At 48.1% G+C, this 23,728-nt stretch carries 17 protein-coding genes and 1 pseudogene; 8 read left to right on the top strand and 10 right to left on the bottom strand.

Translation table 11 applies throughout. The features are described from left to right. Positions 1–21: 21 nt before the first annotated feature. A complete protein-coding gene (locus KEF85_RS13990; protein WP_246534956.1) occupies positions 22–1,413 on the bottom strand; it encodes an MFS transporter in 1,392 nt (463 codons plus the stop codon). Between the two features lie 73 nt (positions 1,414–1,486). Here KEF85_RS13990 and uvrA point away from each other — a divergent pair, with 73 nt between their 5' ends. Further along, complete coding sequence (gene uvrA, locus KEF85_RS13985; RefSeq protein ID WP_215581604.1) at positions 1,487–4,303, top strand: excinuclease ABC subunit UvrA; 2,817 nt, start codon at positions 1,487–1,489, stop codon at positions 4,301–4,303. A 74-nt stretch (positions 4,304–4,377) separates the two neighbouring features. On the opposite strand, the gene KEF85_RS13980 is transcribed toward uvrA, so the two are convergent. The 3 genes from KEF85_RS13980 to glgB all read right to left on the bottom strand — a co-directional run bounded on the left by KEF85_RS13980 (position 4,378) and on the right by glgB (position 9,098). Continuing rightward, complete coding sequence (locus tag KEF85_RS13980) at positions 4,378–5,184, bottom strand: hypothetical protein (protein ID WP_215581601.1); 807 nt, start codon at positions 5,182–5,184, stop codon at positions 4,378–4,380. 288 nt (positions 5,185–5,472) lie between these two features. Next, positions 5,473–6,906 carry a glycogen synthase GlgA gene (gene glgA, locus KEF85_RS13975; protein WP_215581589.1) on the bottom strand — a complete coding sequence of 478 codons (1,434 nt, stop codon included), beginning with the start codon at positions 6,904–6,906 and terminating at the stop codon, positions 5,473–5,475. A gap of 14 nt (positions 6,907–6,920) precedes the next feature. Beyond that, positions 6,921–9,098: a 1,4-alpha-glucan branching protein GlgB gene (gene glgB, locus KEF85_RS13970; protein WP_215581587.1), complete on the bottom strand. Its 2,178-nt coding sequence runs from the start codon at positions 9,096–9,098 to the stop codon at positions 6,921–6,923. Positions 9,099–9,301: 203 nt separating this feature from the next. Here glgB and glgC point away from each other — a divergent pair, with 203 nt between their 5' ends. The 3 genes from glgC to malQ are packed head-to-tail and all read left to right on the top strand — an operon-like array spanning position 9,302 to position 13,769. Continuing rightward, complete coding sequence (glgC, locus tag KEF85_RS13965) at positions 9,302–10,582, top strand: glucose-1-phosphate adenylyltransferase (RefSeq protein WP_215581585.1); 1,281 nt, start codon at positions 9,302–9,304, stop codon at positions 10,580–10,582. Then, positions 10,572–12,260 (top strand): glycoside hydrolase family 57 protein, encoded by a 1,689-nt coding sequence (locus KEF85_RS13960; protein WP_215581583.1) that lies wholly within the window; start codon positions 10,572–10,574, stop codon positions 12,258–12,260. Before glgC ends, KEF85_RS13960 begins: the two co-directional genes overlap by 11 nt. A gap of 18 nt (positions 12,261–12,278) precedes the next feature. Beyond that, positions 12,279–13,769, top strand: a complete 1,491-nt coding sequence (gene malQ, locus KEF85_RS13955) for a 4-alpha-glucanotransferase (protein ID WP_215581581.1) — start codon at positions 12,279–12,281, stop codon at positions 13,767–13,769. A 107-nt stretch (positions 13,770–13,876) separates the two neighbouring features. Here malQ and KEF85_RS13950 read toward each other — a convergent pair whose 3' ends face one another. The 6 genes and pseudogenes from KEF85_RS13950 to KEF85_RS17015 all read right to left on the bottom strand — a co-directional run. Further along, entirely contained in the window at positions 13,877–14,731 is an 855-nt protein-coding gene (locus KEF85_RS13950; RefSeq protein WP_215581579.1) for a quinoprotein dehydrogenase-associated putative ABC transporter substrate-binding protein, read from the bottom strand. 293 nt (positions 14,732–15,024) lie between these two features. After that, positions 15,025–16,878 carry a methanol/ethanol family PQQ-dependent dehydrogenase gene (locus tag KEF85_RS13945; protein ID WP_215581578.1) on the bottom strand — a complete coding sequence of 618 codons (1,854 nt, stop codon included), beginning with the start codon at positions 16,876–16,878 and terminating at the stop codon, positions 15,025–15,027. Between the two features lie 376 nt (positions 16,879–17,254). Next, on the bottom strand, positions 17,255–18,646 hold the full coding sequence (locus tag KEF85_RS13940) for a DUF6513 domain-containing protein (RefSeq protein ID WP_215581576.1): 1,392 nt from the start codon (positions 18,644–18,646) through the stop codon (positions 17,255–17,257). Further along, positions 18,643–19,182, bottom strand: a complete 540-nt coding sequence (locus KEF85_RS13935) for a flavoprotein (protein ID WP_215581574.1) — start codon at positions 19,180–19,182, stop codon at positions 18,643–18,645. Before KEF85_RS13935 ends, KEF85_RS13940 begins: the two co-directional genes overlap by 4 nt. Positions 19,183–19,263: 81 nt before the next feature. Beyond that, positions 19,264–19,710: a ComF family protein gene (locus KEF85_RS17020; RefSeq protein ID WP_343222200.1), complete on the bottom strand. Its 447-nt coding sequence runs from the start codon at positions 19,708–19,710 to the stop codon at positions 19,264–19,266. 66 nt (positions 19,711–19,776) lie between these two features. Beyond that, positions 19,777–19,962 (bottom strand): annotated as a pseudogene (locus KEF85_RS17015) (double zinc ribbon domain-containing protein); the annotation flags it as partial. A gap of 72 nt (positions 19,963–20,034) precedes the next feature. On the opposite strand from KEF85_RS17015, the gene bioB reads away from it, so the two are divergent. Genes bioB through bioC form a run of 4 tightly spaced genes read left to right on the top strand, consistent with a single transcriptional unit; the run spans position 20,035 to position 23,727 of the window. Beyond that, complete coding sequence (gene bioB, locus KEF85_RS13925) at positions 20,035–21,024, top strand: biotin synthase BioB (RefSeq protein ID WP_215581570.1); 990 nt, start codon at positions 20,035–20,037, stop codon at positions 21,022–21,024. Continuing rightward, on the top strand, positions 21,024–22,184 hold the full coding sequence (bioF, locus tag KEF85_RS13920; protein WP_215581569.1) for an 8-amino-7-oxononanoate synthase: 1,161 nt from the start codon (positions 21,024–21,026) through the stop codon (positions 22,182–22,184). Before bioB ends, bioF begins: the two co-directional genes overlap by 1 nt. Then, positions 22,181–22,939 (top strand): pimeloyl-ACP methyl ester esterase BioH, encoded by a 759-nt coding sequence (gene bioH / locus KEF85_RS13915; RefSeq protein WP_215581567.1) that lies wholly within the window; start codon positions 22,181–22,183, stop codon positions 22,937–22,939. Before bioF ends, bioH begins: the two co-directional genes overlap by 4 nt. Beyond that, on the top strand, positions 22,936–23,727 hold the full coding sequence (gene bioC, locus KEF85_RS13910) for a malonyl-ACP O-methyltransferase BioC (protein WP_215581565.1): 792 nt from the start codon (positions 22,936–22,938) through the stop codon (positions 23,725–23,727). Before bioH ends, bioC begins: the two co-directional genes overlap by 4 nt. Position 23,728: the final 1 nt, after the last annotated feature.

Genomic DNA, 23,728 nt, shown 5'->3' with positions numbered 1-23,728 from the left:
TCCGTATTGATATTGCTTTGGTCAGTGTGACTGCCAATGTTTTAAAAAGTGACTTAAAGCTTGTTTATCTAGTTTTTGGCTATCGACTTTTAAGTACGCTGCATTTTCAGCAAAATGTAGACGTACTTCCTCAACACCGCTGACTTTGAGTAACTGTTGGGAGAAGGCGGCACCCTGTTCTGGCGGGATGGTTTCCAGTGATAACAGCAGATTTGCCCAATAACGCGGGGTCGACATAAAACTGGCCAGTAGTATCCAACTGGCAGCCACTGCAGCCGAAAAAATAAATACTGCACCGACACCGTATTCGCCGTATAACCAGCCACCGCTGGCGCCGCCTAAAAAAGCACCGATAAATTGTGAACTTGAATAGATACCCATGGCCGTGCCTTTCAGGTCGCCAGGTGCGGTTTTGGAGATCAGTGAGGGCAGGGTGGCCTCGAGCAGATTAAAACCGCAGAAAAACAGCCATAAACAGGCAATCAGGCCGATCAACTGGTCATGAAAGATCAAAAAACCGATATTGGCCAACAATAAGATGCTGATCGCGCCGATAAAGACTTTCTTCATTTGGCGTTTTTTCTCGGCAATAATGATGAACGGTATCATTACCGCCATTGATGTCACCAATACCGGTAAATACACCAGCCAATGGCGGCCGCTGTCCAGGCCGGCATCCCGTAACAATAGGGGCACCACCACAAAGCTGGCCATTAAAATCAGATGTAATGCAAAAATACCGTAGTTCAATCGCAACAAATCGGGGTTTTTAATGACGGTACTCAGCTCCGAAGGGATATATTCAGCATCTCGATGAATTTTAATTTTGGTAGGATTCGGTACCACAAAACGGATCACCGGTATGGCCAGTGTGGCTAATAGTGCGATAATCCAAAAAATGCCGCTGATGCCAAACTGGTGGGCAATGATAGGGCCCATCGTGATAGCTACGCCAAACGATACGCCGATACTGGCGCCGATAGTTGCCATGGCTTTGGTGCGGTGCACTTCCTGAGTCAAATCAGCCAGCAAGGCCATGACCGCTGCGGAAATAGCGCCACAGCCCTGTATGGCCCGGCCCAACAGCACGCCGTAAATATCGGTAGCGAGGGCGGCGATTACACTGCCCAAGATAAACAGCAGTAAGCCAATGATAATGACGGCCTTTCGACTGATGCGATCAGAGAGTAAACCGAACGGAATTTGCAGTATGGCCTGGGTCAAGCCATAAATACCCATGGTCAACCCAACCAATTTTGGTGTGGCGCCCGGCATTTGTTCGGTAAATAGCGATAACACCGGCAATAACATAAACAAGCCTAGCATTCTCAGTGCGTAAATACTGGCCAGTGAGACGGTTGCCCGCTTTTCCATGGCAGTCATCGGACTGGTAATATCCTGAACCTGTGTCAAAACCAACTCCCCTTTGCTTTAAGACATTAAAGACACGTATAGTATCAGGTTCTTCAAGTTGCAGGAATCAACAGTGGACACGATTAGCATTCGCGGCGCCCGTACGCATAATTTAAAAAACATAGATTTGGATTTACCCAGGGACAGTCTGATTGTGGTTACGGGTCTGTCCGGTTCCGGTAAATCATCACTGGCTTTTGATACCATTTATGCGGAAGGCCAGCGCCGTTATGTTGAATCGTTATCCGCTTATGCCAGACAATTCCTTTCCATGATGGAAAAACCGGATGTCGACCATATTGAAGGTTTGTCACCGGCTATTTCCATAGAACAAAAATCCACATCGCATAATCCGCGTTCGACAGTGGGGACTATTACCGAAATTTACGACTATCTGCGTCTGCTGTACGCCAGGGTAGGTATACCGCGTTGTCCGGAACATGATGTTTCGCTGCAAGCCCAAACCATCAGTCAAATGGTCGATCTGGTATTGGCTCAGCCTGAAGGTGAACGCTGGATGCTATTGGCTCCGGTGGTTAATCAGCGTAAGGGTGAACATGTGCAGCTACTGGAGGATTTACGCGCTCAGGGTTTTTTGCGTGCCCGCATTGATGGAGAAGTGTATGAACTGGATGAACCACCGACGCTGGATCTGAAAAAGAAACATACCATAGAAGTGATTATCGACCGCTTCAAAATTCGCGACGATATCAGCTTACGTTTGGCTGAGTCCTTTGAAACAGCATTGCGGCTGGCCGACGGCTTGGCCATCGCCGCTTCCATGGAAAATAATCAGCAACTGCTGTTTTCTGAGCGTTATGCCTGCCCGCATTGCGGTTATAGCCTTAGTGAATTGGAGCCACGCATATTCTCCTTCAACAATCCTAAAGGGGCTTGCCCCAGTTGTGATGGTTTGGGGGTGCGCCAGCACTTTGATCCGCAATTGGTGGTACATAATGCCGACATCAGCCTGGCAGGTGGGGCCATACGCGGTTGGGATAGACGCAACGCCTATTATTTTCAGATCATTTCTGCGCTGGCTGCCCATTACGGCTTTGATCCGGAACAACCCTTTTCCAGCCTGCCAAAGTCTTTGCAGGCTATTATTCTGTATGGCAGTGGGGAAGAAAACATTAGTTTTAGTTTTCAGATGGGTACAGCCAAACCTAAGCTCAGCAAACATCCATTCGAAGGCATTATTGCCAATATGGAACGCCGTTATCATGAAACTGATTCACAAATGGTGCGTGACGAACTGGCCAAATATCTGGCGCAGCAGGTTTGCAGTACCTGTGAAGGTGCCCGTTTAAATCTGGCGGCTAGGCATGTGTTTGTCGAGAACCAGCCATTGCATCACATTACTTGCTTGCCGATCAAGCAAACCCTGGCGTTTTTTAAACAACTCGATATTCCCGGACATCGAGGTGAAATTGCCGCCAAAATCAACAAGGAAATTCAGGAAAGACTGGAGTTTTTAGTCAATGTCGGGCTGGATTATCTCACGCTGGATCGTAGCGCCGATACTCTGTCCGGCGGCGAAGCCCAGCGGATTCGTCTGGCCAGTCAAATTGGTGCGGGTTTGGTGGGCGTGATGTATGTGCTGGATGAGCCGTCTATCGGTCTGCATCAGCGCGATAATCAGCGCCTGCTCAATACCTTGTTTCGCTTGCGTGACCTGGGTAATACTGTGATTGTGGTAGAGCACGATGAAGATGCGATTCGCGCGGCTCAATATGTAGTTGATATTGGGCCGGGTGCCGGTGTGCATGGTGGTCATATAGTTGCCCAAGGTACGCCAGAACAGATCCAGGCCAATCCGGCCTCGTTAACCGGCCAATATTTATCGGGTGTTCTCAGTATTGCTGTACCCAAACACACCACACCGCGCAATCCTGACAAACTGATCAAGATTAAAAACGCCAGCGGTAATAATCTGAAAAATGTTGATGTCAGTTTTCCGGTAGGCTTGCTGACCTGTGTTACCGGGGTGTCCGGTTCCGGTAAATCGACACTGATCAACGACACCTTGTACAGCTATGCTGCCCGCCAGATCAATGGTGCCGGCTGTATACCGGCCCCTTGTGATGCTGTGGAAGGCCTGGAACAATTTGATAAAGTGGTCGATATCGATCAGAGTCCGATTGGCCGCACACCACGCTCCAATCCGGCTACCTATACCGGTATTTTTACCCCGGTGCGGGAGCTGTTTGCCGCCACCCAGGAAGCTCGCTCAAGAGGTTATACGCCGGGACGTTTTAGTTTCAATGTTAAGGGCGGACGTTGCGAAGCTTGTGCCGGTGACGGGGTTATCAAAGTGGAAATGCATTTTTTGGCCGATATCTTCGTGCCTTGCGATATTTGCCAGGGCAAACGCTACAATCGGGAAACCCTGGAAATTCGTTACAAAGGCAAAACCATACACGAGGTGCTGGAAATGACGGTGGAAGATGCTGCGCAATTCTTTGCTGCGGTACCCATGCTGGCCCGCAAGCTGCATACTTTGATAGATGTGGGCTTGAGTTATATTACGCTGGGCCAGAATGCCATTACTCTGTCAGGCGGTGAAGCACAGCGGGTTAAACTGGCCAAGGAACTTTCCAAGCGCGATACTGGTGCCACCCTGTATATTCTTGATGAGCCTACCACTGGCTTGCATTTTCATGATATCAAGCAATTGCTCACGGTCCTGCATACCTTGCGCGATCACGGTAATACCGTAATTATCATTGAACACAATCTGGATGTCATCAAAACGGCCGATTGGGTAGTGGATATGGGCCCGGAAGGTGGCAGTAGCGGTGGCTTATTAATTGCTGAAGGCAGCCCTAAACAGGTTGCCAAGTTGTCTGCCTCGCATACCGGTCATTATTTACGGCGATTTTTCAGTTAGTTTGGGGCCAGGCCGTATGAGTCAAGCGGTTGAAGTTTGCAATTCAGCCGCACTCTGTTGGCCTGGATATCAATTTATTCGGCAAAAGTGTGGCCGATATTGATTTCCCCTGATACGGCTTGACCATCAATCTCAGCGTTAGTGATGCTGATGTTAATGGCGTCTGTAGTAATGCTTTCCGCTGTGGTTTGACAGCCGCCGCTGGATGGACCGACAGTGCAGGACACCAGTGCCGCAATTAATTGTCTGTTCAGTGTCACGGTGAGTTGCTGGTTCTGAAATAAAACATAATCCTTACTTGGGTGCCCTTTATATTGCAAAGGCGTTTTACTGTTTATCAAGCTGCCGCTCAGTTGTAAAAACCCGATATTGGTATCGCCAGTCGGGGTAGTAAAGTTAGGGAAAACCCGATTAAAGCTTGAGCTTGAGCTGAGCCGATTTACAGTAATCTGCAAAAAAGGCTGTGGATATAACTGCGCTGATTTTGTAGGTGGTGGTGGATTCAGGGCTAGACTGATAACGGTGTTGTCGATAGCTGAATCTGCCAGAGTGGATGCCGTATCTATTTGGATGCCACTGGAAAAAATTTTGGATCTGATGCCATTGGCCGTTACAGTCAAAGTCGGCGTGGGATAGTGAGGAAGCAGGCCTACACTTTTATTGAAATGCGCCAAGTATTTGGGGTTGTTAAACGGTGCAGAGCTGTTTTGCACGGTGCCGATTAGGCCAGTCGTTGTTGTTAGGCCCTCACTGGAAAAATTGCCGAAAATAGCGGTTGCTGTCGCTGATGCCGCTTCAGCAGGCGCCAGAGAAATACCGCTAAGCAGGCTGCTTAACAATATGAGTTTGATCCGGTAGATCAAAATCTGTGAATTCTTCATCTCGTAACCTATAATAATTTTTAAAATTAATGAGTTGACTTATTTTGTATGCAGTATTTTTGGGCGTACTGAGTGCTATCTGCCAGTGAAAGTGTATTAAACATGGTCTAAATACGATGATCGTCAGCTGACAGCATAACATGTAAAATCAGTCAGTCAACTCTGGTAATGTCGAGTGTGGGCTAATAAACGCCGCCTATGTTTTGGCAAACACAAACGGCGCTGCTGGCTGGACAGATAGAAGTAAAGGTTTTTTGCTGCTATTCAGTGAAGCTTGTCCGTCAATATTTAAATTTGGCTATACAGCTCTAAATATTGAGATGCGCTATTTTGCCAGGAAAAATCCTTGGTCATGGCGCTGAGCTGAATTTTTTGCCAGGTAGGCTTATGGGCAAACAATACCAGACTGCGTTTGATAGCTTCTAAAAGTGCTGCCGGTACCGGATCGTTAAACACGATACCGCTGGCAGTCCCGTTTGTCATGCTATCCGGTAAGCTGTCCACTACCGTATCAGCCAGTCCTCCGGTTTTACGAATAATGGGGAGAGTTCCATAGCGCTGGCTGTACATCTGATTAAGCCCGCAAGGTTCAAAACGCGAGGGCATCAGAAAAATATCGGCACCGGCTTCAATTTGATGAGCAAGCGGTTCGTTGTAACCGATGGTGATGGCAATTTTGTCGGGATACAGTCTGGCAAAATCCTCCAGCTTCAGTTCTATGCTTTTGTCACCGCTGCCCAGTAGCACAAACTGCAAAGGTAGTGTGGTCATTTCCGGCAGGCAGCTTAGCAGCAAATCGATGCCTTTTTGTTCAACCAGACGCCCGATCAAGCCAAACAATGGAATATCTGCATTAATGGGTAAGCCTAGTTTTTCCTGCAATTCAAGTTTGTTTTGCAGTTTGCCGGATAGATTTTCGGCACTGTAATGATGATTAAGATAAACATCATCAGCAGGATTCCAGATTGAGGTATCAATGCCATTGATAATGCCGGACAAGATATCGTGCCGGTAGGCCAGTAATCCTTCCAGACCATAACCAAACTCCGGGGTTTGAATTTCCTGAGCATAGGTGGGACTGACTGTTGTGATTCGGTCAGCAAATTGTAAACCGCCTTTAATAAAAGACAGCATACCATGGTATTCCAGGCCATCTTGATGCCAGAGTTGACCAGGCAGATTCAAAGGCGTGTAAGCACTGGCCGGGAATATCCCCTGGTAAGCCATATTGTGTATGGTAAATATCGAGGCAGGCCGATTTTCTTCCAGAGACAGCAAAGCCGGTACCAGCCCGGTTTGCCAGTCATTGCAGTGCACCACATCTGGCTGCCAGTCCAAATAAGCCCGATTCATAGCAACTTCCACTACAATCCGGCAAAACAAGGCAAAGCGATCGCCGATATTGGGCCAGGGTTTACCGTTTTCGTCATGGTAAGGATTACCCGGAAAGTTAAAGAACGGCGGGTAATCCACCAGCCAGACGACTACCTCACTATTAGGTAACCGGGTTTCCAATAAATGAATATCGCTATTATTTACCCGCACAGTACACAGATAGCGTCCAGGTTCACAATTTTTAATGCCCTGATAATTAGGCATGATGACACGAATATCCTGGCCTAATTCGGCCAAGGCAATAGGCAGACTACCGGCCACATCCGCCAGGCCGCCGGTTTTGATCAAGGGATGTGTTTCGCTGCTGGCAAACAGAATTTTTTTCATATTTCGGAATAAGCTTACATTTTCAGGATAATGCCGGCCAAAGGCGGCAAGGTGACAACAATGGAATGTGGTTTAGACATCCATGGCACGGGTTCGGAGACAGCTTGGCCGTTGCCGGTATTGCTGCCGTTGTAATAATGCGAATCCGAGTTGAAGATTTCGGAATAGACGCCAGGGTTGGGTACACCAACGCGATATTTTTCGCGCGGGACAGGCGTAAAGTTCAGTATTACAAGCAGATCCTGGTCGGCACTTTTACGCCGGTAACTGATAATGGATTGCTGGACATCGTGGCAATCTATCCATTCAAAGCCGGCATGGTCAAAATCAAACTCATGTAAAGCAACCTGCTCAGTGTAGAGCTTGTTCAGGTCTTTCACCAATTGTAGCAAGCCATGATGATGTGGGTAGTCCAGTACATACCAGTCCAGAGCCCGATTCACGTTCCACTCCGTACCCTGGCCGAATTCACAACCCATAAACAGCAGTTTTTTGCCGGGATAGGTAAACATCAGGGTATACAACAAACGTAAATTGGCAAAACGCTGCCATTCGTCGCCCGGCATTTTATTCAGTAAGGAGCCTTTGCCGTGCACTACTTCATCATGTGAAAACGGCAGGATAAAGTTCTCGGAAAAGGCGTACAGCAAGCCGAAAGTTAACTGGTCGTGATGATAAGAGCGGTAAATGGCCTGTTGTTGCATATAGTTTAAAATATCATGCATCCAACCCATATTCCATTTCATGGAGAAACCTAAGCCACCTGTCCAGGTTGGACGTGTTACCTGCGGCCAGGAGGTCGATTCCTCGGCCATAATAACGGTGCCGGGGTGTTGTTGGTGGGTAACCGCGTTTAAGTGGCGCAGAAAGTCTATAGCTTCCAGGTTCTCATTGCCGCCATAGATGTTCGGAATCCAGTCGTTGGCTTCCCGGGAATAGTCCAGATATAGCATGGAGGCCACCGCATCAACGCGTAGGCCGTCCAGATGAAATTCTTCCAGCCAGAAGAAGGCGCTGGACAGCAAAAAGTTTTTCACCTCGTTACGGCTATAGTTGTAAATCAGGGTGCCCCAATCACGATGTTCGCCTTTACGCGGGTCGGCGTGTTCATATAGCGGCGTGCCGTCAAAGCGGGCCAACGCAAAGCTGTCTTTGGGAAAATGGGCCGGCACCCAGTCCAGCAGTACGCCAATATTCTGGGCATGACAGGTATCAACGAAAAAACGAAAATCGTCCGGTGTGCCGTAGCGGCTGGTGGGGGCAAAATAGCCGGTGGTCTGGTAGCCCCAGGAAATGTCGAGCGGATGCTCAGTAATCGGCAGCAGCTCAATATGGGTAAAGCCCATCGCTTTGACATAATCCACCAGAGTGACGGCCAGTTCACGGTAATTAAGGAAATTGCCGCGCGCATCGCGTTGCCATGAACCCAGATGTACCTCGTAGATAGACATCGGTTCATGTAGCCATTGTCTGTTGCGGCGCTGGTTCAGCCAAGTCTCATCTTGCCATTGATAATTGTGTTCGGCAGTAACTATCGCCGCCGTTTGTGGTCTGAACTCAAACTGTTGACCATAAGGGTCGGTTTTAACCAGCAGTTCCTGACTGTGCCGATTCAGAATCTCAAATTTATACAGGCAGCCGGCCTCCAGACCGGGAATGAAAATTTCCCAGATACCGCTGTCGCCCAAGCTACGCATGGCGTGAACTCTACCGTCCCAGCGATTAAAGTCGCCTACCACACTCACGCGTTGGGCATTGGGTGCCCATACCGCAAAGTAAACCCCGTCAATGTCATCTATGCTTAGTAAGTGTGCACCGAGTTTTTGGTAGATATGCCAATGCTGGCCTTCGGCAAACAAATGCCGGTCAAATTCAGTCAGTACTGGGCCAAAACTGTAGGGGTCTACATCCAGATGTGATTGCCCATCTTTATCTATCCAGTACAAGGGATAGTGCTTGGCAATTTGTTGGTCTCCGGGATAATATTCAAAGAAATCGGTACCTGGCAAACGTTGCATTTCAGGGCCGTTCTCGGCAAGCTGGACGGATTCGGCATAAGGTAAAAAAACCCGGATTAATGGTTTATTCTTTTGTTGGTGTAAGCCTAGAACTGAAAAAGGATCATGATGTTTGGCATCACTGATTTTTTTCAGGTTCGAATCAAACGTGTTTTTTGGGTTTGGCTTATTCATTTTGGAGAGCCTTGGTTATCATAGTAAGTTTGATTTTTAAAAGATTCAGCAGTGTTGTAGGGTATCGTTTCGTCGTATTGGTGGTTTGATTTTTACTTTTTGGTCAAGAGTAACGATAATGAACCAAGGCGGCAAGCAAAACTAGTTAGAATTTGCCGTGAGTCAAGTTTTGACGGAAATAATAATTTTTAGAGGGTTAAAAAATGTCAGCCGTGGATAAACAAAATCAGCCCAGACGAGTCAATGAATTGACGCGCAATACTATTGCCCTGATTTTAGCAGGGGGGCGTGGCTCCCGTCTTAAGCATATGACGGACTGGCGAGCCAAACCGGCAGTGCCGTTTGGCGGTAAGTTCCGTATTATCGATTTTCCCTTATCGAATTGCATCAATTCCGATATCCGCAAAATCGGTGTATTGACTCAGTACAAAGCCGATTCACTAATTCGGCATATCCAGCAAGGCTGGGGGTTTTTACGCGGCGAATTTGGCGAATATGTGGATTTGATGCCGGCGCAGCAACGCCACGATGAACATTCCTGGTATCAGGGTACAGCCGATGCGGTCTATCAGAATATCGATATTTTGCGGTCACGTGAGCCAGAATTCGTGCTGGTATTGGCGGGCGACCATATCTATAAAATGGATTATTCCGCTATGCTTGCTGATCATGTTGACAATAATGCCGATTTAACGATAGGCTGCATTGAAGTCCCGCTACAAGATGCAAAAGAGTTTGGTGTGATGGATGTTGATGAAAATCGCCGAGTCAGGGCTTTTGTGGAAAAACCGGAGCATCCACCAGTGATGCCGGGACGCGAAAATACGGCTTTGGCTTCTATGGGTATCTACATATTCAATGCTGGTTTTCTGTTCGAACAACTGATTAAAGATGCCGACATGCCTGGCTCAAATCGAGATTTCGGTAAAGACATTATCCCGGCGGTCATTGATAAATACCGGGTTAATGCCTATCCGTTTCTGGATATGCAAAGCGGTCAGCAGAGCTATTGGCGGGATGTGGGTACTATAGATGCCTATTGGGCGGCCAATATGGAGCTGATAGGTGTACAGCCCGATATGAATCTGTATGATAACACCTGGCCGATTTGGACTTATCAGGCTCAGACACCGCCGGCCAAATTTGTGTTTGATGACGATGATAGAAGAGGTCAGGCCATAGACTCTATGGTATCAGGTGGTTGTGTCATATCAGGAGCAACAGTCCGGCATTCTTTATTGTTTTCGCAGGTCAGGGTTAACTCTTATAGTACCGTTCGGGATTCGGTGATTATGCCGGATGTCAATATTGGTAGACATTGTCGGATAACCAAGGCTATTATCGAAAAAACCTGTCAAATCCCGGAAGGTACCGTGATTGGTGAAAATCGGGAGGAGGATGAAAAGCGTTTTTATGTCAGTGCGGGTGGGGTAGTACTAGTGACTTCCGATATGTTAGGACAAAGACGACACTATGTCAGATAAACTGAAATTGGTGTTGTGCTGGCACATGCACCAACCTGAGTATCGAGATATGCAAAGCGGCGAGTTTAAGCTGCCGTGGACCTATCTGCATGTGATTAAGGATTACATCGATATGGCCGGGCATCTGGAATCGGTTCCTGGTGCTAAGGCTGTGGTCAACTTCGCGCCGATTTTGCTCGAGCAGATAGAGGATTATTCCAATCAGGTCAGCAGTTATCTGCATGACAGAATTGCCATCAAAGATCCTTTGCTGGCGGCATTGGTTGAACCTTCGGTATCTTCGGATGTCGAAAAACGGTTGAAATTGCTCAGAGACTGCAAAAAAGCCAATCGGGAAAGACAAATAAATCGGTATCCGGCGTTTCGTAAATTAATAGAAATGAGCGACTGGATTTTGGCTCATCAGGATGCGGTTAATTACCTGAATGCCCAGTTCGTTTCCGATGTATTGGTTTGGTATCACCTGATTTGGATGGGAGAGTCCGTAAAGCTCAATGATGAACGAGTGCGGCGCCTGATTGAAAAAGGTAAAAACTTTACCTTGCACGATAGAATAGAAATTGTGGAAATCATCGGTGATTTACTCTCGAAAGTCATTTATCGTTATAAATCACTGGCGCGCAAAGGCCGTATTGAATTATCAGTCACCCCGTATGCTCACCCGATCATGCCCTTGATGCTGGAGATACAAAGTGCGCGGGAGGCCATGCCCACCGCCAGCTTGCCGATGCTGAACGACTATCCCGGTGGTGAGCAGCGGGTGTTATGGCACTTGCAGAGAGGCGTGGTCACCTTCAGGCATTTCTTTGGTTTTGAGCCTAAAGGCTGCTGGCCTTCAGAAGGTAGTATCAGTGAGCGCACTTTGCAAATACTATCTGATTTTGGTTTTAAATGGACAGCCAGCGGTGGCAATGTTTTACATAACAGCCTGCAAGCTTCTGGGATGAATGCCGCAACAACCAGCCTGCATCATCCTTTTAAATTGGAAGATACCAATATTGCCTGTTTTTTTCGGGATGATGGTTTATCAGATCTGATCGGCTTTGAATACTCCAAATGGCATGCTGACGATGCCGTAGCCGATTTTATTAAGCATCTGGAAAACATTGCTGATTATGAAAAACGTCCTGCGGTGGTTTCCATTATCATGGATGGTGAAAATGCCTGGGAATATTTCCCGGATAATGGGTATCATTTTCTGAATGCCTTGTACCGGCGTTTAAGTGAGCATCCCCGTATAGAACTCACTACTTTTTCCGAGTGTCTGGAGCAGGGCGAAACGCCCACTCTTTTACCTAAACTGGTGGCGGGAAGTTGGGTTTACGGCACATTTTCTACCTGGATAGGCGATGCTGATAAGAACTATGGCTGGGATATGCTGGGTGATGTCAAAACCGCATTCGATAAGGCCGTGGCCGAAGGCAGGCTCTCCGATCAGCAACTAAATATGGCTGAAGCTCAACTGGCGGTATGCGAAGGCTCAGATTGGTTCTGGTGGTTTGGCGACTATAATCCCGGCGAAGCAGTCAGCGACTTTGAAAAACAATATAGACTTAATCTCAGCAATCTTTATCGCTTACTGGGAGAAGAGCCGCCGGGATATTTGGCTTTGGCATTTACCCAAGGATCTGGTGCACCGGCCATGGGTGGGGCAATGCGCCGTGGCAACGAAATTTAATTTACTGATTAGGCATACATGAGTTCTTTTTTGGATCAACGCCGTGCAGGTGTATTGCTGCATATTACCTCCTTACCTGGCCGTGGTGAATGTGGCGATTTAGGCACTGAAGCCTATAATTTCGTCAATTTTCTGCATGATGCCGGTGTTAGCGTCTGGCAAACCCTGCCATTGGGTATGCCGCATAGTGATGGTTCTCCGTACCAATGCCTATCGGCTCATGCCGGAAATCCAGCCTTAATCAGCATCGATTGGCTGGTGGACAAAGGTTGGATACAAAGCCATGACAGTTGCAATGATTGTCACGCCAATCACGAATTTGGTAAAAGTTGCCTGATAGCCAAGGCCTTTTATGGTTTTCAATTATTGGCAGAAGCAGATGAACGTGAGAGCTTTCAGCAATTTTGTCAGGATAGGGCTAAATGGCTGGATGATTTTGCCATGTTTATTGCGCTGAGAAACCTGTTTTCACATAAGAGCTGGATACAATGGCCGGAAGCGTTGAAGGAGCGTGAGCCGGAAGCCCTCAGTGATGCCCGCAATTTGTTGAAAGATGTGCTGGAGGCCATCAAGTTTGAACAGTATCTGTTTTTTCGGCAATGGCAGGAATTAAAAGCTTATGCAGCCGAAAAACAAGTCTTACTATTTGGAGATATACCAATCTTCGTTTCCTATGATAGTGCAGATGTCTGGGCCAATCGTGATGAATTTAAATTGAATTCCACCGGGGGTATGGATGTCGTGGCCGGAGTGCCGCCGGACTATTTCTCTGCTGATGGCCAGCGTTGGGGTAATCCTCACTATGATTGGGAGTACCAGCAAAAAAACGGCTTTAAATGGTGGCTGGAACGTTTAGAGACTCAATATGAAATGTTCGACATTCTCAGAATAGATCATTTCCGAGGCTTTGAAGCTGCTTGGGAAGTGCCTGAGCAGGAAACCACTGCCATTAATGGCAAATGGGTAGCGGCCCCAGGCCGGGAATTACTGGCAACCATCCAAAAAGCCTTTCCGGCATTGGCCTTGGTGGCTGAAGATTTGGGTATTATTACCGAGGAAGTCGAAGCCCTGCGTGATGAGTTTCATTTACCCGGTATGAAAATTCTGCAATTTGCATTTGACGGCAATAATAACAATCCGTATTTGCCGATGAATTATCTGGGCAATTGTGTGGTGTATACCGGTACACATGATAACGATACCACTTTGGGTTGGTTCGAGACGCTTAGTGATATTGAAAAGCAAAGAGTTTATGACTATCTGGGCTGGTCCAGCTTGCCCATGCCTAATGCGCTGATACACGCGGCTATGGCCTCGGTTGCCAATCTCGCCGTGATACCGATGCAGGATGTGTTACGTTTGGGGTCTGTTGATCGTATGAATACACCGGGTACTACCGAAGGCAATTGGCACTGGCGATTCGACTGGTCGCAGTTGACTGCCGATAAAGTCAGTTACCTGAGGCATTTGATTGGTCTGTTTGGGCGCCAAGTACCAATTGGGGAATAGGAGTCGCCGGTCAGTTAGCTGTGTTGACATCATCCAGCTGTCTCTTGCCTATATTGGCAGAGTAATCCCTGACCGGTCCACCCCAGGCTTAATGCCGGCAAGCCCTGTTAATCATCATCTTTAGGTGCAGCCTGTACAGGTATCGGCAGACTTATAATGCCGTAGTTGCTGATGATGTCATGAATTTTAGCCTGATTTTTGGCTATTAAGTCGTTCAGCAACTGCTTGCGCTTATTATCACCAGGGCGCACTGCCATGGCTATGGAAAAATCAAACTGCAAGCTTGGTGTCGATATCATGGGGATGGCAATATAACTGCCCGGCGCACTCTGAGATTGCACATAAGCCGCCATAGGCCCCCATAGTATTACCATGTCTATGCTTTGTTTACGCAAGTCCTGCTCAATCTGCATGGCGATATTATGCTCATTATCGCCGGTCATGCTTTGATAGGGTATGCCTTGCTCCAGTAAACCGTGTTGTTGCAACCAGGTTGTGCCTGGTCCCCGGTCAAACATGGCGATTTTGAGTTTTTCCTGTTTTGCCAGAGGCAAGTTCGCCAGTTGCTCCGCCGAATTAATATCATCCCAGCCTCGGCCTTTGCCAATTAATAATACATAAGTGGAATGCAGATACGGATTAGTGGTATCTGCCAGTTCCGATCCTGGCGGCAAGCCCATGATCACATCGCATTTATAACCCTTGCCGTTGTCATTTTCAGCCTTGAGCGTGTTGCGGATAAAGCCCATACGTTCCGGAAACCAGAAGTATTCCAGTTCCTGTCCCAATTGTTCGGCGAACAGGGTAGCGATTTTATTTTCGTAGCCGCTATTATCCTTGCTCGAATAGGGTGGGTGCAGCGGATCGGCGCAGACCTTGAATTTATCTGCGGCATGAATAGTTGTCGGTATTAGCAGGCTGCCGACTAGCCATAGTTTTTTAAAATGGGCTGAGTTTTTCATCGTAACAGGAGTAGTTCAAAAAAGAGGTGGATCACACTGTACAGCTATTTTGGTGGGCATGGTAACTATTCGCGTTCAGAATTGAAACAATTTTTAACGCAGTTCATTGGTGCAATAGCGGTTAATAATCTGCACTGCGTTTTGGAAAGTTGGTGGCAGTGGGCTAAACAAAAAACATTCCGTTTGTTGAATTAACTAACCCGTGCTCAGCCAGAATAAAACTGGCGCATACAAAAAAGCCTTGGCCGATTTCTCGGCCAAGGCTGGCTTGACTAGCTTCTAAACAGCAGAAATTAGTCTGGCAGAGCGAATACAGTTAAAGTACCGCCCAGTTTGGTGTAAGAGCTTAAGCTTCTGTAAGCACCTACCGCGCCCAGACCTTCTGAGTTAGAAGAGCTAGAGCCGTCGTCCAGACCAGCTGCGATACCGATACCTGCCCAGCCGCCAATACCAGACAGAACGCCTACGTATTGTTTGCCTTCAAATTCCCAGGTATTAACGTTACCGATGATGCCTGAAGGGGTTTTGAATTTATACAATTCTTTACCGGTTTTAGCATCAACTGCTTTCAGGTAACCTTCCAGAGTGCCGTAGAATACAACGCCGCCAGCGGTTGCAACTGAACCTGACCATACTGAGAACTGCTCTTTGTTAGACCAAGCAATTTTGCCGGTTTTAGCATCATAAGCAGTAAACTGACCCAAGTTGGTAGTGCCGTCTTTTTTGCCGGTGATAACATCAGCGCCGGCAGGTGACATTGACAGGGTGGCACCAACATAAGGTTGACCAGCTGTGTAGGTAACTTCAAATGGTTCATACTCCATGCACAAATGGTTACCTGAGATATAGAACAGACCGGTTTGTGGAGAGTAAGAAACAGGCTGCTGGTTTTTTGCACCCAGAGCTGCAGGGCAAGTACCAACAGTGTTAACGTCTTCGCCGTGGAATTCAGTACTGAATTCAGGCACAACTTGTGGACGGCCAGTGTTCAGGTCAACGTGAGAAGCCCAGTTAACAGATTTGTCGAATTTTTCAGCAACCAACAGTTCACCGGTTTCACGATCCAGGGTATAGCCAAAACCGTTACGGTCAAAGTGAACGATGGTTTTGTGCAATTTACCTTTGACTTCTTGGTCAACCAGAACGGTTTCATTGATACCGTCATAATCCCATTCGTCATGTGGAGTCATTTGGTAAACCCATTTAACTTCCCCGGTGTCAGCATCACGTGCCCACAAAGACATGGACCATTTGTTGTCGCCAGGACGTTGTACTGGGTTCCAGGTAGAAGGGTTGCCTGAGCCGTAATAAACCAGATTCAGTTTAGGATCGTAGCTGTACCAGCCCCAGGTGGTGCCGCCGCCGATTTTCCATTGGTCACCTTTCCAGGTGCTAGTGCCGGAATCAGTGCCAACGACTTGAGTTTTGCCGTCTTTCCACGCGGTGGTTTTGCTTGGGTTGATCAGGGTGTCTTTATCAGGACCCATGCTGTAACCTTTCCAATCCAACTGACCGGTACGGATGTTGTAAGCTGCCAGGAAGCCGCGTACACCGAACTCACCACCGGAAATACCGGTAATGACTTTGTCTTTAACCACGATAGGTGCATTGGTGTTGGTCATACCCAATTTTGGGTCGCCGTTTTGTACGCTCCAAACGCGTTTACCGGTTTTGGCATCCAGTGCAGTCAGAACAGTGTCAGACTGTTGCAGGAAAATTTTGCCGTCGCCATAAGCTAAACCACGGTTAACAGTATCGCAGCACATGACAGGAATAGTCACGTCAGCATCTTGAGTTGGAGTGAATTCCCAGATTACGGCTTTGGTTTTTTGATCGATTGCGTAAACGGTGTTAGGGAAAGGTGTGTGTATGTACAGAACACCATTAACAACCAGAGGGCCGCCTTCATGACCACGCAGCACACCAGTAGAGAAAGACCAAGCAGGTTGCAGGGTTTTTACGTTTTGTGCGTTGATTTGTGACAGTTTGCTGTAACGTGTACCAGCGTAATCACCGCCCCAAGATGCCCAGTTGGCTGGGTTCTGTGTTAATTTTTCTAGGTCGCTGTTAGCAGTAGATACAGTGGGTGCAGCTATCAAAGCAGTTACTGATGCAGCAAGCAGCCAGTTTAGTACAGGCTTCTTCATATGTTTCCTCCTGGTAATCTGTTCATGAGACAGAGTACGAATTTTGTGTTGTTAAGACTAAATTTTAGTTTTAAAGCTCTGTTTGGATGACTGTCCGCAATGATTGTTTCGGCACTAGCCAAACGCTTTGGGGAGCCACACCAGCTGCTTAAATTGAAGGATTTTTTCCTAAAAGTCAACTCCAAATAGGTCTTCAGCAAATAATGCTAAGCCAAATAAATACTTATGAATGTCATGTGAAGGCACCTTTAATAAAATTGTCTCAAAAAACAATGGTGTTTTGTGCTATTTTTGGCAGTTTTAAGGCTTGAAAAATGCTGTATGCTAATTGGTTATTCCAAGCTGAGTTCGTCTTTAACTGAGTCGATAATGCAGGTTAATCAGTTTTTTTTAGCGTGCTGCCTGCAGCTTTAAAAGTATGCAAATCCACAGTCGATTCACTAGTCTCCTCTGCGCATCCCCAATTAAGGCGTTGATCCTGGGTAAAGCGTTTGCCCAACTGCCAGGCAATTTCAGCACGTGCAAGTTCCACGCCCAGATAAAAGGCATGACCGCCGTCAGTTTCCACCTGCAATTTTGGATAGAAATCGAAAGGGTCTTGAGCAGTATGCATACCGTCCCGGTTAAAGACATGTAAACCGGTTTGACTGGTTTGAATTCGGTAACTCGGGTCTTTAATTTCAGCGGCAATCGCCGCGATTTCAGTTTCACTATAAGGAAAAGGCGAGATATCGTGTACGGTCAGCAAGTCGGGGGCAATATGTTTGGGTAAGCTGTTATGCTGCTTGGCCGCGTACATGATCCGGCGGGCACGGTCAGCTTCGCGCACCGCCCGGCAGGCATGTTTGCTGACTTCGGTGGTCAGAATATGATTAATATTCAGCTCTGAACAGATACCCAGCAATAAGGCGTTTATGCCGCAAGTATCGGCATGCGTCAGTTCGGTAATATTACCTACCCCCAGCATCATTTCCAAGTCCGGGTAGCGTTGCCGGAAAGCATGATTGCGCACCAAGGAATCGGTAAAGCCAAAATGAATAGGGTCGAGGATGGGGTCAACAATGAAGGCGCGATTTTTTGCCTGAAAATGATTAATGGCGGCATCCAGGGAATCCAGGTCGCCATGCCGATCCGGAATCAGAATAGGGGTCGCGGCAACTTCGTCGGCAATCCACAGGCTTTGACTGGTCAAACTTAATAAATAATCGGCACCAGCCTGACCGCCCGCCAGCAAATCACGAGCTTCCAGGGAGTCGATGCTGACCAGGAAACCGGCCTGTTTGAGAGTGGTGATACATTCAGTCAAATGCGGAAAGGGCACGCCGGGCAGGCAACCTATATCTATTACGTCCGCGCCGTTAGCTTGGAAATAGTGGGCGCGAGCCAGTACTGCTTCCACGCTAATGTGGGGGGCCTCCACGATTTCGGCAAAAATCTTGGTCTGATAAGCGCTTAGATCATAATGCTGGGCCAATTTGCCGAAATGTTGCGGCAAATCTTTAACTTCCTCTGGGCCGCGTTCTACTGGTACTCCCAATTGCTGGGATAAGGCAGTAAGGTCGCCGCGACACCGGCCGGGAATAATGATACGGTCAGCCCCAAAAGTATCTTTGAGTCGGCGGCCTATCATGTCTGCCGTCATCAGTGCCGCTACCTTTACCCCCATTTCCAGAACCATGTAACTGAAATCCGGTTCCATGGCAGCTAAAATCTGACGTAACTGTTTTTCCGCCAGTTTGCCGGTTAAAAACAGTATGTGTTCACTCATGACAGACTGGCCAGTCGCGTTAAAACCGCTGTTTGCAGCGCGTCTACACTGTCAACCACCTGAGTATAGGGAAATTCTCGTATTCTGGCGGTAGCTTCCAAATCTATAGGGCGGGGATAGACCATGACTTTCTTATGTCCGGGAGCAGTGGTTTCCATCTCAGGGGCAATGTCGCATGGATAAACAATGCTGGCCACCCGGCATTTGCCGGCCTGGGCATATAGATTAGTGATCAGGCTGTCGGCTATTCCTACTACGCATTTGGCAATAGTATTGGATGTGGTGGGGGCCATCACCAGCGTATGGTAATGGCCTGTATAAAACAGACCAACCGGTGGGGCTGAAGCTGCCTTATCCCGGTACACCGGCAATTTGTCTTTCAGATCCGTCAAGGATATGCCGTACATTTTTAATACTTCCTCTCCTGCTTGACTTAAAAATAAATCAACATTGTCCAAGGTCAGTAAAAAATCCAGGCATTCGGTAATGTAATGTCCTGAGCCAGTGATAGCCCAGGCGAGACGAGATGCTGGCATAAGGGTTTCCGGGATAAGCAAACCCATAATTATACTGGATATGCTAACGCTGCAAATTAAGCAATGAACGCTAGCCCGGATTCAGGCGCGTGCGCATACCCAGACATCGACACGGCTGATGCCGGTTTCTTTTAAGGTCAATGCCAATGCGGAGGCAGTGGCGCCGGTGGTCATGACATCATCGACGATAGCCACATGTTGAAATTTCAGCGGTTTTGCCATGCTGAATGCCTTGCGCATGTTTTTTAAACGCTGGGCGGCGGGCAAACTGGTTTGCTGAACGGTATCGCGTTGACGCACACAGCTATGCAAATCCAGTGAAATATCCAGAAGTCTCGCCAAATGCCGGGCAATTTCGATTGATTGGTTGAAGCCGCGTTCCTGATAACGATTGTGGTGCAACGGCATGGGTATTATACATTCCGGTAACTCGGCGCTGGCGCTCACATATTTGGCCAATAAGCTGCCCAGTAAGCGGGCGTGTTTATATTGGTGTCCGAATTTGAGCTGAGTAATTAAATAAGCCATGCTGTGCTGATAGAGATAAGGTGCATAAGTTTCATCAAAATGCGGTGTGTTAGTCAGGCAACGCCCACATAATTGCGCTGAGTTTGAGGCGTTTGAAAGGTTTTCCGCGCAGCGGTAACAACAAAAATTATTAAGTGGCAAGTCGTTAAAACAAGCGTTGCACAAGTCCAGATCAGCAAATCCTGGGCGATTGCATAAGATACAACGTGGCGGGAGCCATTTGTTCTGTATAATATTCAGCCAATTGTTCACTAAATTTTTTTCAACAGGTTGATAACTGGCAAAGTCAGCGATTCGGCCTCTGTCAGATTGGAGATTACCCCGATGAATGCTACCTCAGAACTGCTCACCAGCAAAGCCCCTCTGCGTCATGACTGGCAGCTCCAGGAAGTCGAAGCCCTGTTTGCGTTGCCGTTTAACGACTTATTGTTTAAAGCTCAGGCTACCCATAGGCTGTTTTTTGATCCTAATCAGGTTCAGATCAGCAGTTTGTTAAGTATCAAAACCGGTTCGTGTTCGGAAGATTGCGGCTATTGTCCGCAAAGCGCCCGCTATGATGCCGATTTGCATCCGGAAGCACTGTTACCGCTTGATGCCGTGATCAAATCCGCGCAACAAGCCAAACAGCAAGGTGCTTCACGGTTTTGTATGGGGGCCGCCTGGCGTAGCCCCAAAGATCGCGACATAGCCAGAGTGGTGGAAATGGTGCAGGAAGTCAAAGCCTTGGGTATGGAAACCTGCGTCACACTGGGGATGCTCACCGATAGTCAAACCCAGACCTTGAAAGCAGCCGGATTAGATTATTACAACCATAATCTGGATACTTCAGAAGATTATTATTCGGAAGTCATCACAACCCGAACTTATCAGGATAGACTGGATACTTTGGCCAGAGTCCGTGATGCCGGTATTAATGTGTGTTGCGGAGGCATAGTCGGGATGGGGGAAACAGCTCAGGATCGCGCCAAATTATTGTTGGAACTGGCTACGTTACCGAAGCATCCGGAAAGCGTGCCCATTAATCTACTGGTACAAGTGGAAGGTACCCCTTTATATGGTATCGATAGTCTCGATCCACTGATTTTTATTCGCACTATTGCCGTGGCACGTATCCTGATGCCGCAATCACGCGTGCGTTTATCGGCAGGTCGTAACGACATGAGTGATGAAATGCAGGCTTTGTGCTTTTTTGCCGGCGCCAATTCCATATTCTATGGCGACAAGCTGTTAACTACCGATAACCCTATGACTAATCACGATCTGCAATTATTTGAACGTCTGGGTATCCACACAGGTGGTTCAAGCTATAACTAATGGCTAAGGATTTTTACGATTTCAGTGCCGAGCTGGCTGCATTAAAACAGCAGCATCTATATCGGCAGCGGCAAATCGTCACCGGTCCGCAAGATGTGGTGTTGAACAGCTGTGTTGGGCCGGTCATTAATTTTTGCAGCAATGATTATTTGGGTTTGGCCAATCACCCCGGTGTGGCAGCGGCATTTAAAGCTGGTGTGGATCGCTATGGAGTGGGCAGCGGTGCTGCCCACTTGATATGCGGACATACTCAGGCCCATCATGCTCTGGAGGCCGAGCTGGCCGCATTTACCGGCCGGGACAGAGCTTTACTGTTCTCCACCGGATATATGGCTAATCTGGGCGTCATTTCGGCTCTGTTGGGGCGTCACGATGTTATGCTGGCAGACCGTTTAAATCATGCTTCGCTGCTTGATGGGGCTCGTTTGTCAGGAGCTAAACTCAAGCGTTACCGGCATGGCAGTCTGGAGGATATACAGCAGCAATTGGGTTTGTGCCAAACCAAAGCCTTGATAGTCAGTGATGGTGTTTTCAGTATGGATGGCGATTTGGCGCCTTTGCTGGAATTGGCAACGCTGGCCGCAGCAAACCGGGCCGGTTTACTGATAGATGATGCGCATGGCTTGGGTGTGTTGGGCAAAACTGGCGGCGGGTGTGTAGAACATTTTGGTTTTAGTCAGGCCCAAGTGCCGATTTTGATGGGGACACTGGGCAAAGCCTTCGGTTGTTTTGGCGCCTTTATTGCCGGTTCCGAAGATTTGATTGAGCTATTGATTCAAAAGGCCCGCACTTATATTTATACAACTGCGCTGCCGGCGGCGGTTGCTGAAGCGGCGCGCGCCAGTCTTGATTTGGTGCAGACCGAATCCTGGCGGCGGCAGAGGCTGCAGGAGCTGATCATGCGTTTCCGGGCCGGAGCGGATAGCCGGGGTTGGCAATTGGCGGATTCGCAGACCGCCATACAGCCTGTCATTATCGGCGATAGCGAACAGGCCATGATAATCAGTCGGCGTTTGTTGGAGCAGGGCATCTGGGTTAGTGCGATTCGTCCACCTACTGTTCCGGCAGGAACGGCCCGATTACGCATCACTTTTACAGCCAATCATACTGATAAGCACGTGGATACTTTATTGGCCGCCTTGGCCAAGGTCTTACCGTGAATCAAATCCAAACTGCTGCTGGACAGCGGCGCGTAATTGTCATGATTCCTGGTTGGGGTATGAATAGCAGCGTTTGGCAGCAACTGGCCGAAAGACTGGCAATAAATCATCACCTTATCGTTCTGGATTTACCCGGACAAGGTAGGAGTCAGGTTCTAGAGGTGTTTAGTTTGACGGCAGTGGCAGAAACTTTGCTGAATGTCATTTTGGAGCCAGTGTTTACCTTGGTCGGTTGGTCATTGGGTGCAAGTGTAGCGATAGAAATGGCCAGGCTTAGCCCGGATCGCGTGCACAGTCTGATGCTGGTGGCGGGTACTCCCAAGTTTGTCAAAACAGCAGATTGGCCAGGTGTGCCGGCGCAGGTATTTGATGAATTTGCTGTGCAATTGGCCGCCGATCTACCGCAAACCATGTTGCGTTTTCTGGCCCTGCAGGTTTATGGTTCCGCAAATGCCAGGCAGGCTTTACAGCAATTGAAAACAGCTTTGTCTGCAACAGCATTTCCGCGACTGGACACATTGATCGGTGGTCTGAATATCCTTAAATATAGCGATGTCAGACCGGTGTTGCGTCAGCTAAGTTGCCCGGTCAGGGCAATTTACGGGGCAAATGACCAGCTAATCCCTGTGGCAAGCGCATCGGCATTACGAGACATTAATCCGGCTATCTGCGTGCATATTATCGACACAGCCGGACACGCGTTGTTTTTATCACATCAACAAGAATTTTATGACTGGCTGCTGGCAGGACTATGAAACAGGATAATCAGTTGGATAAACCCAAAATCAGACATTCATTTACCGCTGCTGCTGCCGGCTATGATGCGGCGGCAATGCTGCAGCGTCAGGTTGGCGGACTGCTGCTCAACAAATATCCTTTGCAGATCTATCCAGGCATGATTTTGGAGTTGGGCTGCGGTACCGGTTTTCTGACCCGGTTAATAGCCGGTCAGGCAGCCAAGCGAGCTGTGCTGGCACTGGATATTGCCATGACTATGCTGACTGCAGCCCGGCGTAAAAACGCCGGTATGTCTATTGATTATTTATGTGCCGATGCCGAAAAACTACCCGTGGCGACCGGCACTATCCAGCAGATTTATGCAAATTTAGTCATGCAGTGGTGTGAGGATCTGCCGGCTGTGTTTGCCGATTGTCGCCGAGTGTTAAAAGCGGAGGGGCAGTTGGTGTTTGCTACTTTTGGCCCGGCTACTTTGCAGGAATTGAAAGCGGCATGGGCGACCGTGGATGATTACACGCATGTCAATCAGTTTTATAGTGCTGAGCAAGTCAGCAATTTTCTGGCGAGTGCCGGGTTTGTCGAAATAAGTAGCGAAACCTTGGTCTTTCAATGCCGTTACGCCTCTGTGATGGCCTTGATGCGCGAACTCAAAGGTTTGGGCGCACATAATGTCAATTCTACCCGTAATCCTAAAGCCACCACCCGGCAACAATTGCAGGCCATGATTGAAAATTATGAGTCCAGTAAACTGGATGAAGAAATAGTTGCCAGTTATGAAGTGATATTCATGCGTGCCAGTGTATAGT

Source organism: Methylomonas paludis, from assembly GCF_018734325.1.
GTDB lineage: Bacteria > Pseudomonadota > Gammaproteobacteria > Methylococcales > Methylomonadaceae > Methylomonas > Methylomonas paludis.
Note: the sequence above shows the minus strand (reverse complement) of the source record. Positions and strands in the feature narration are given on the sequence as shown.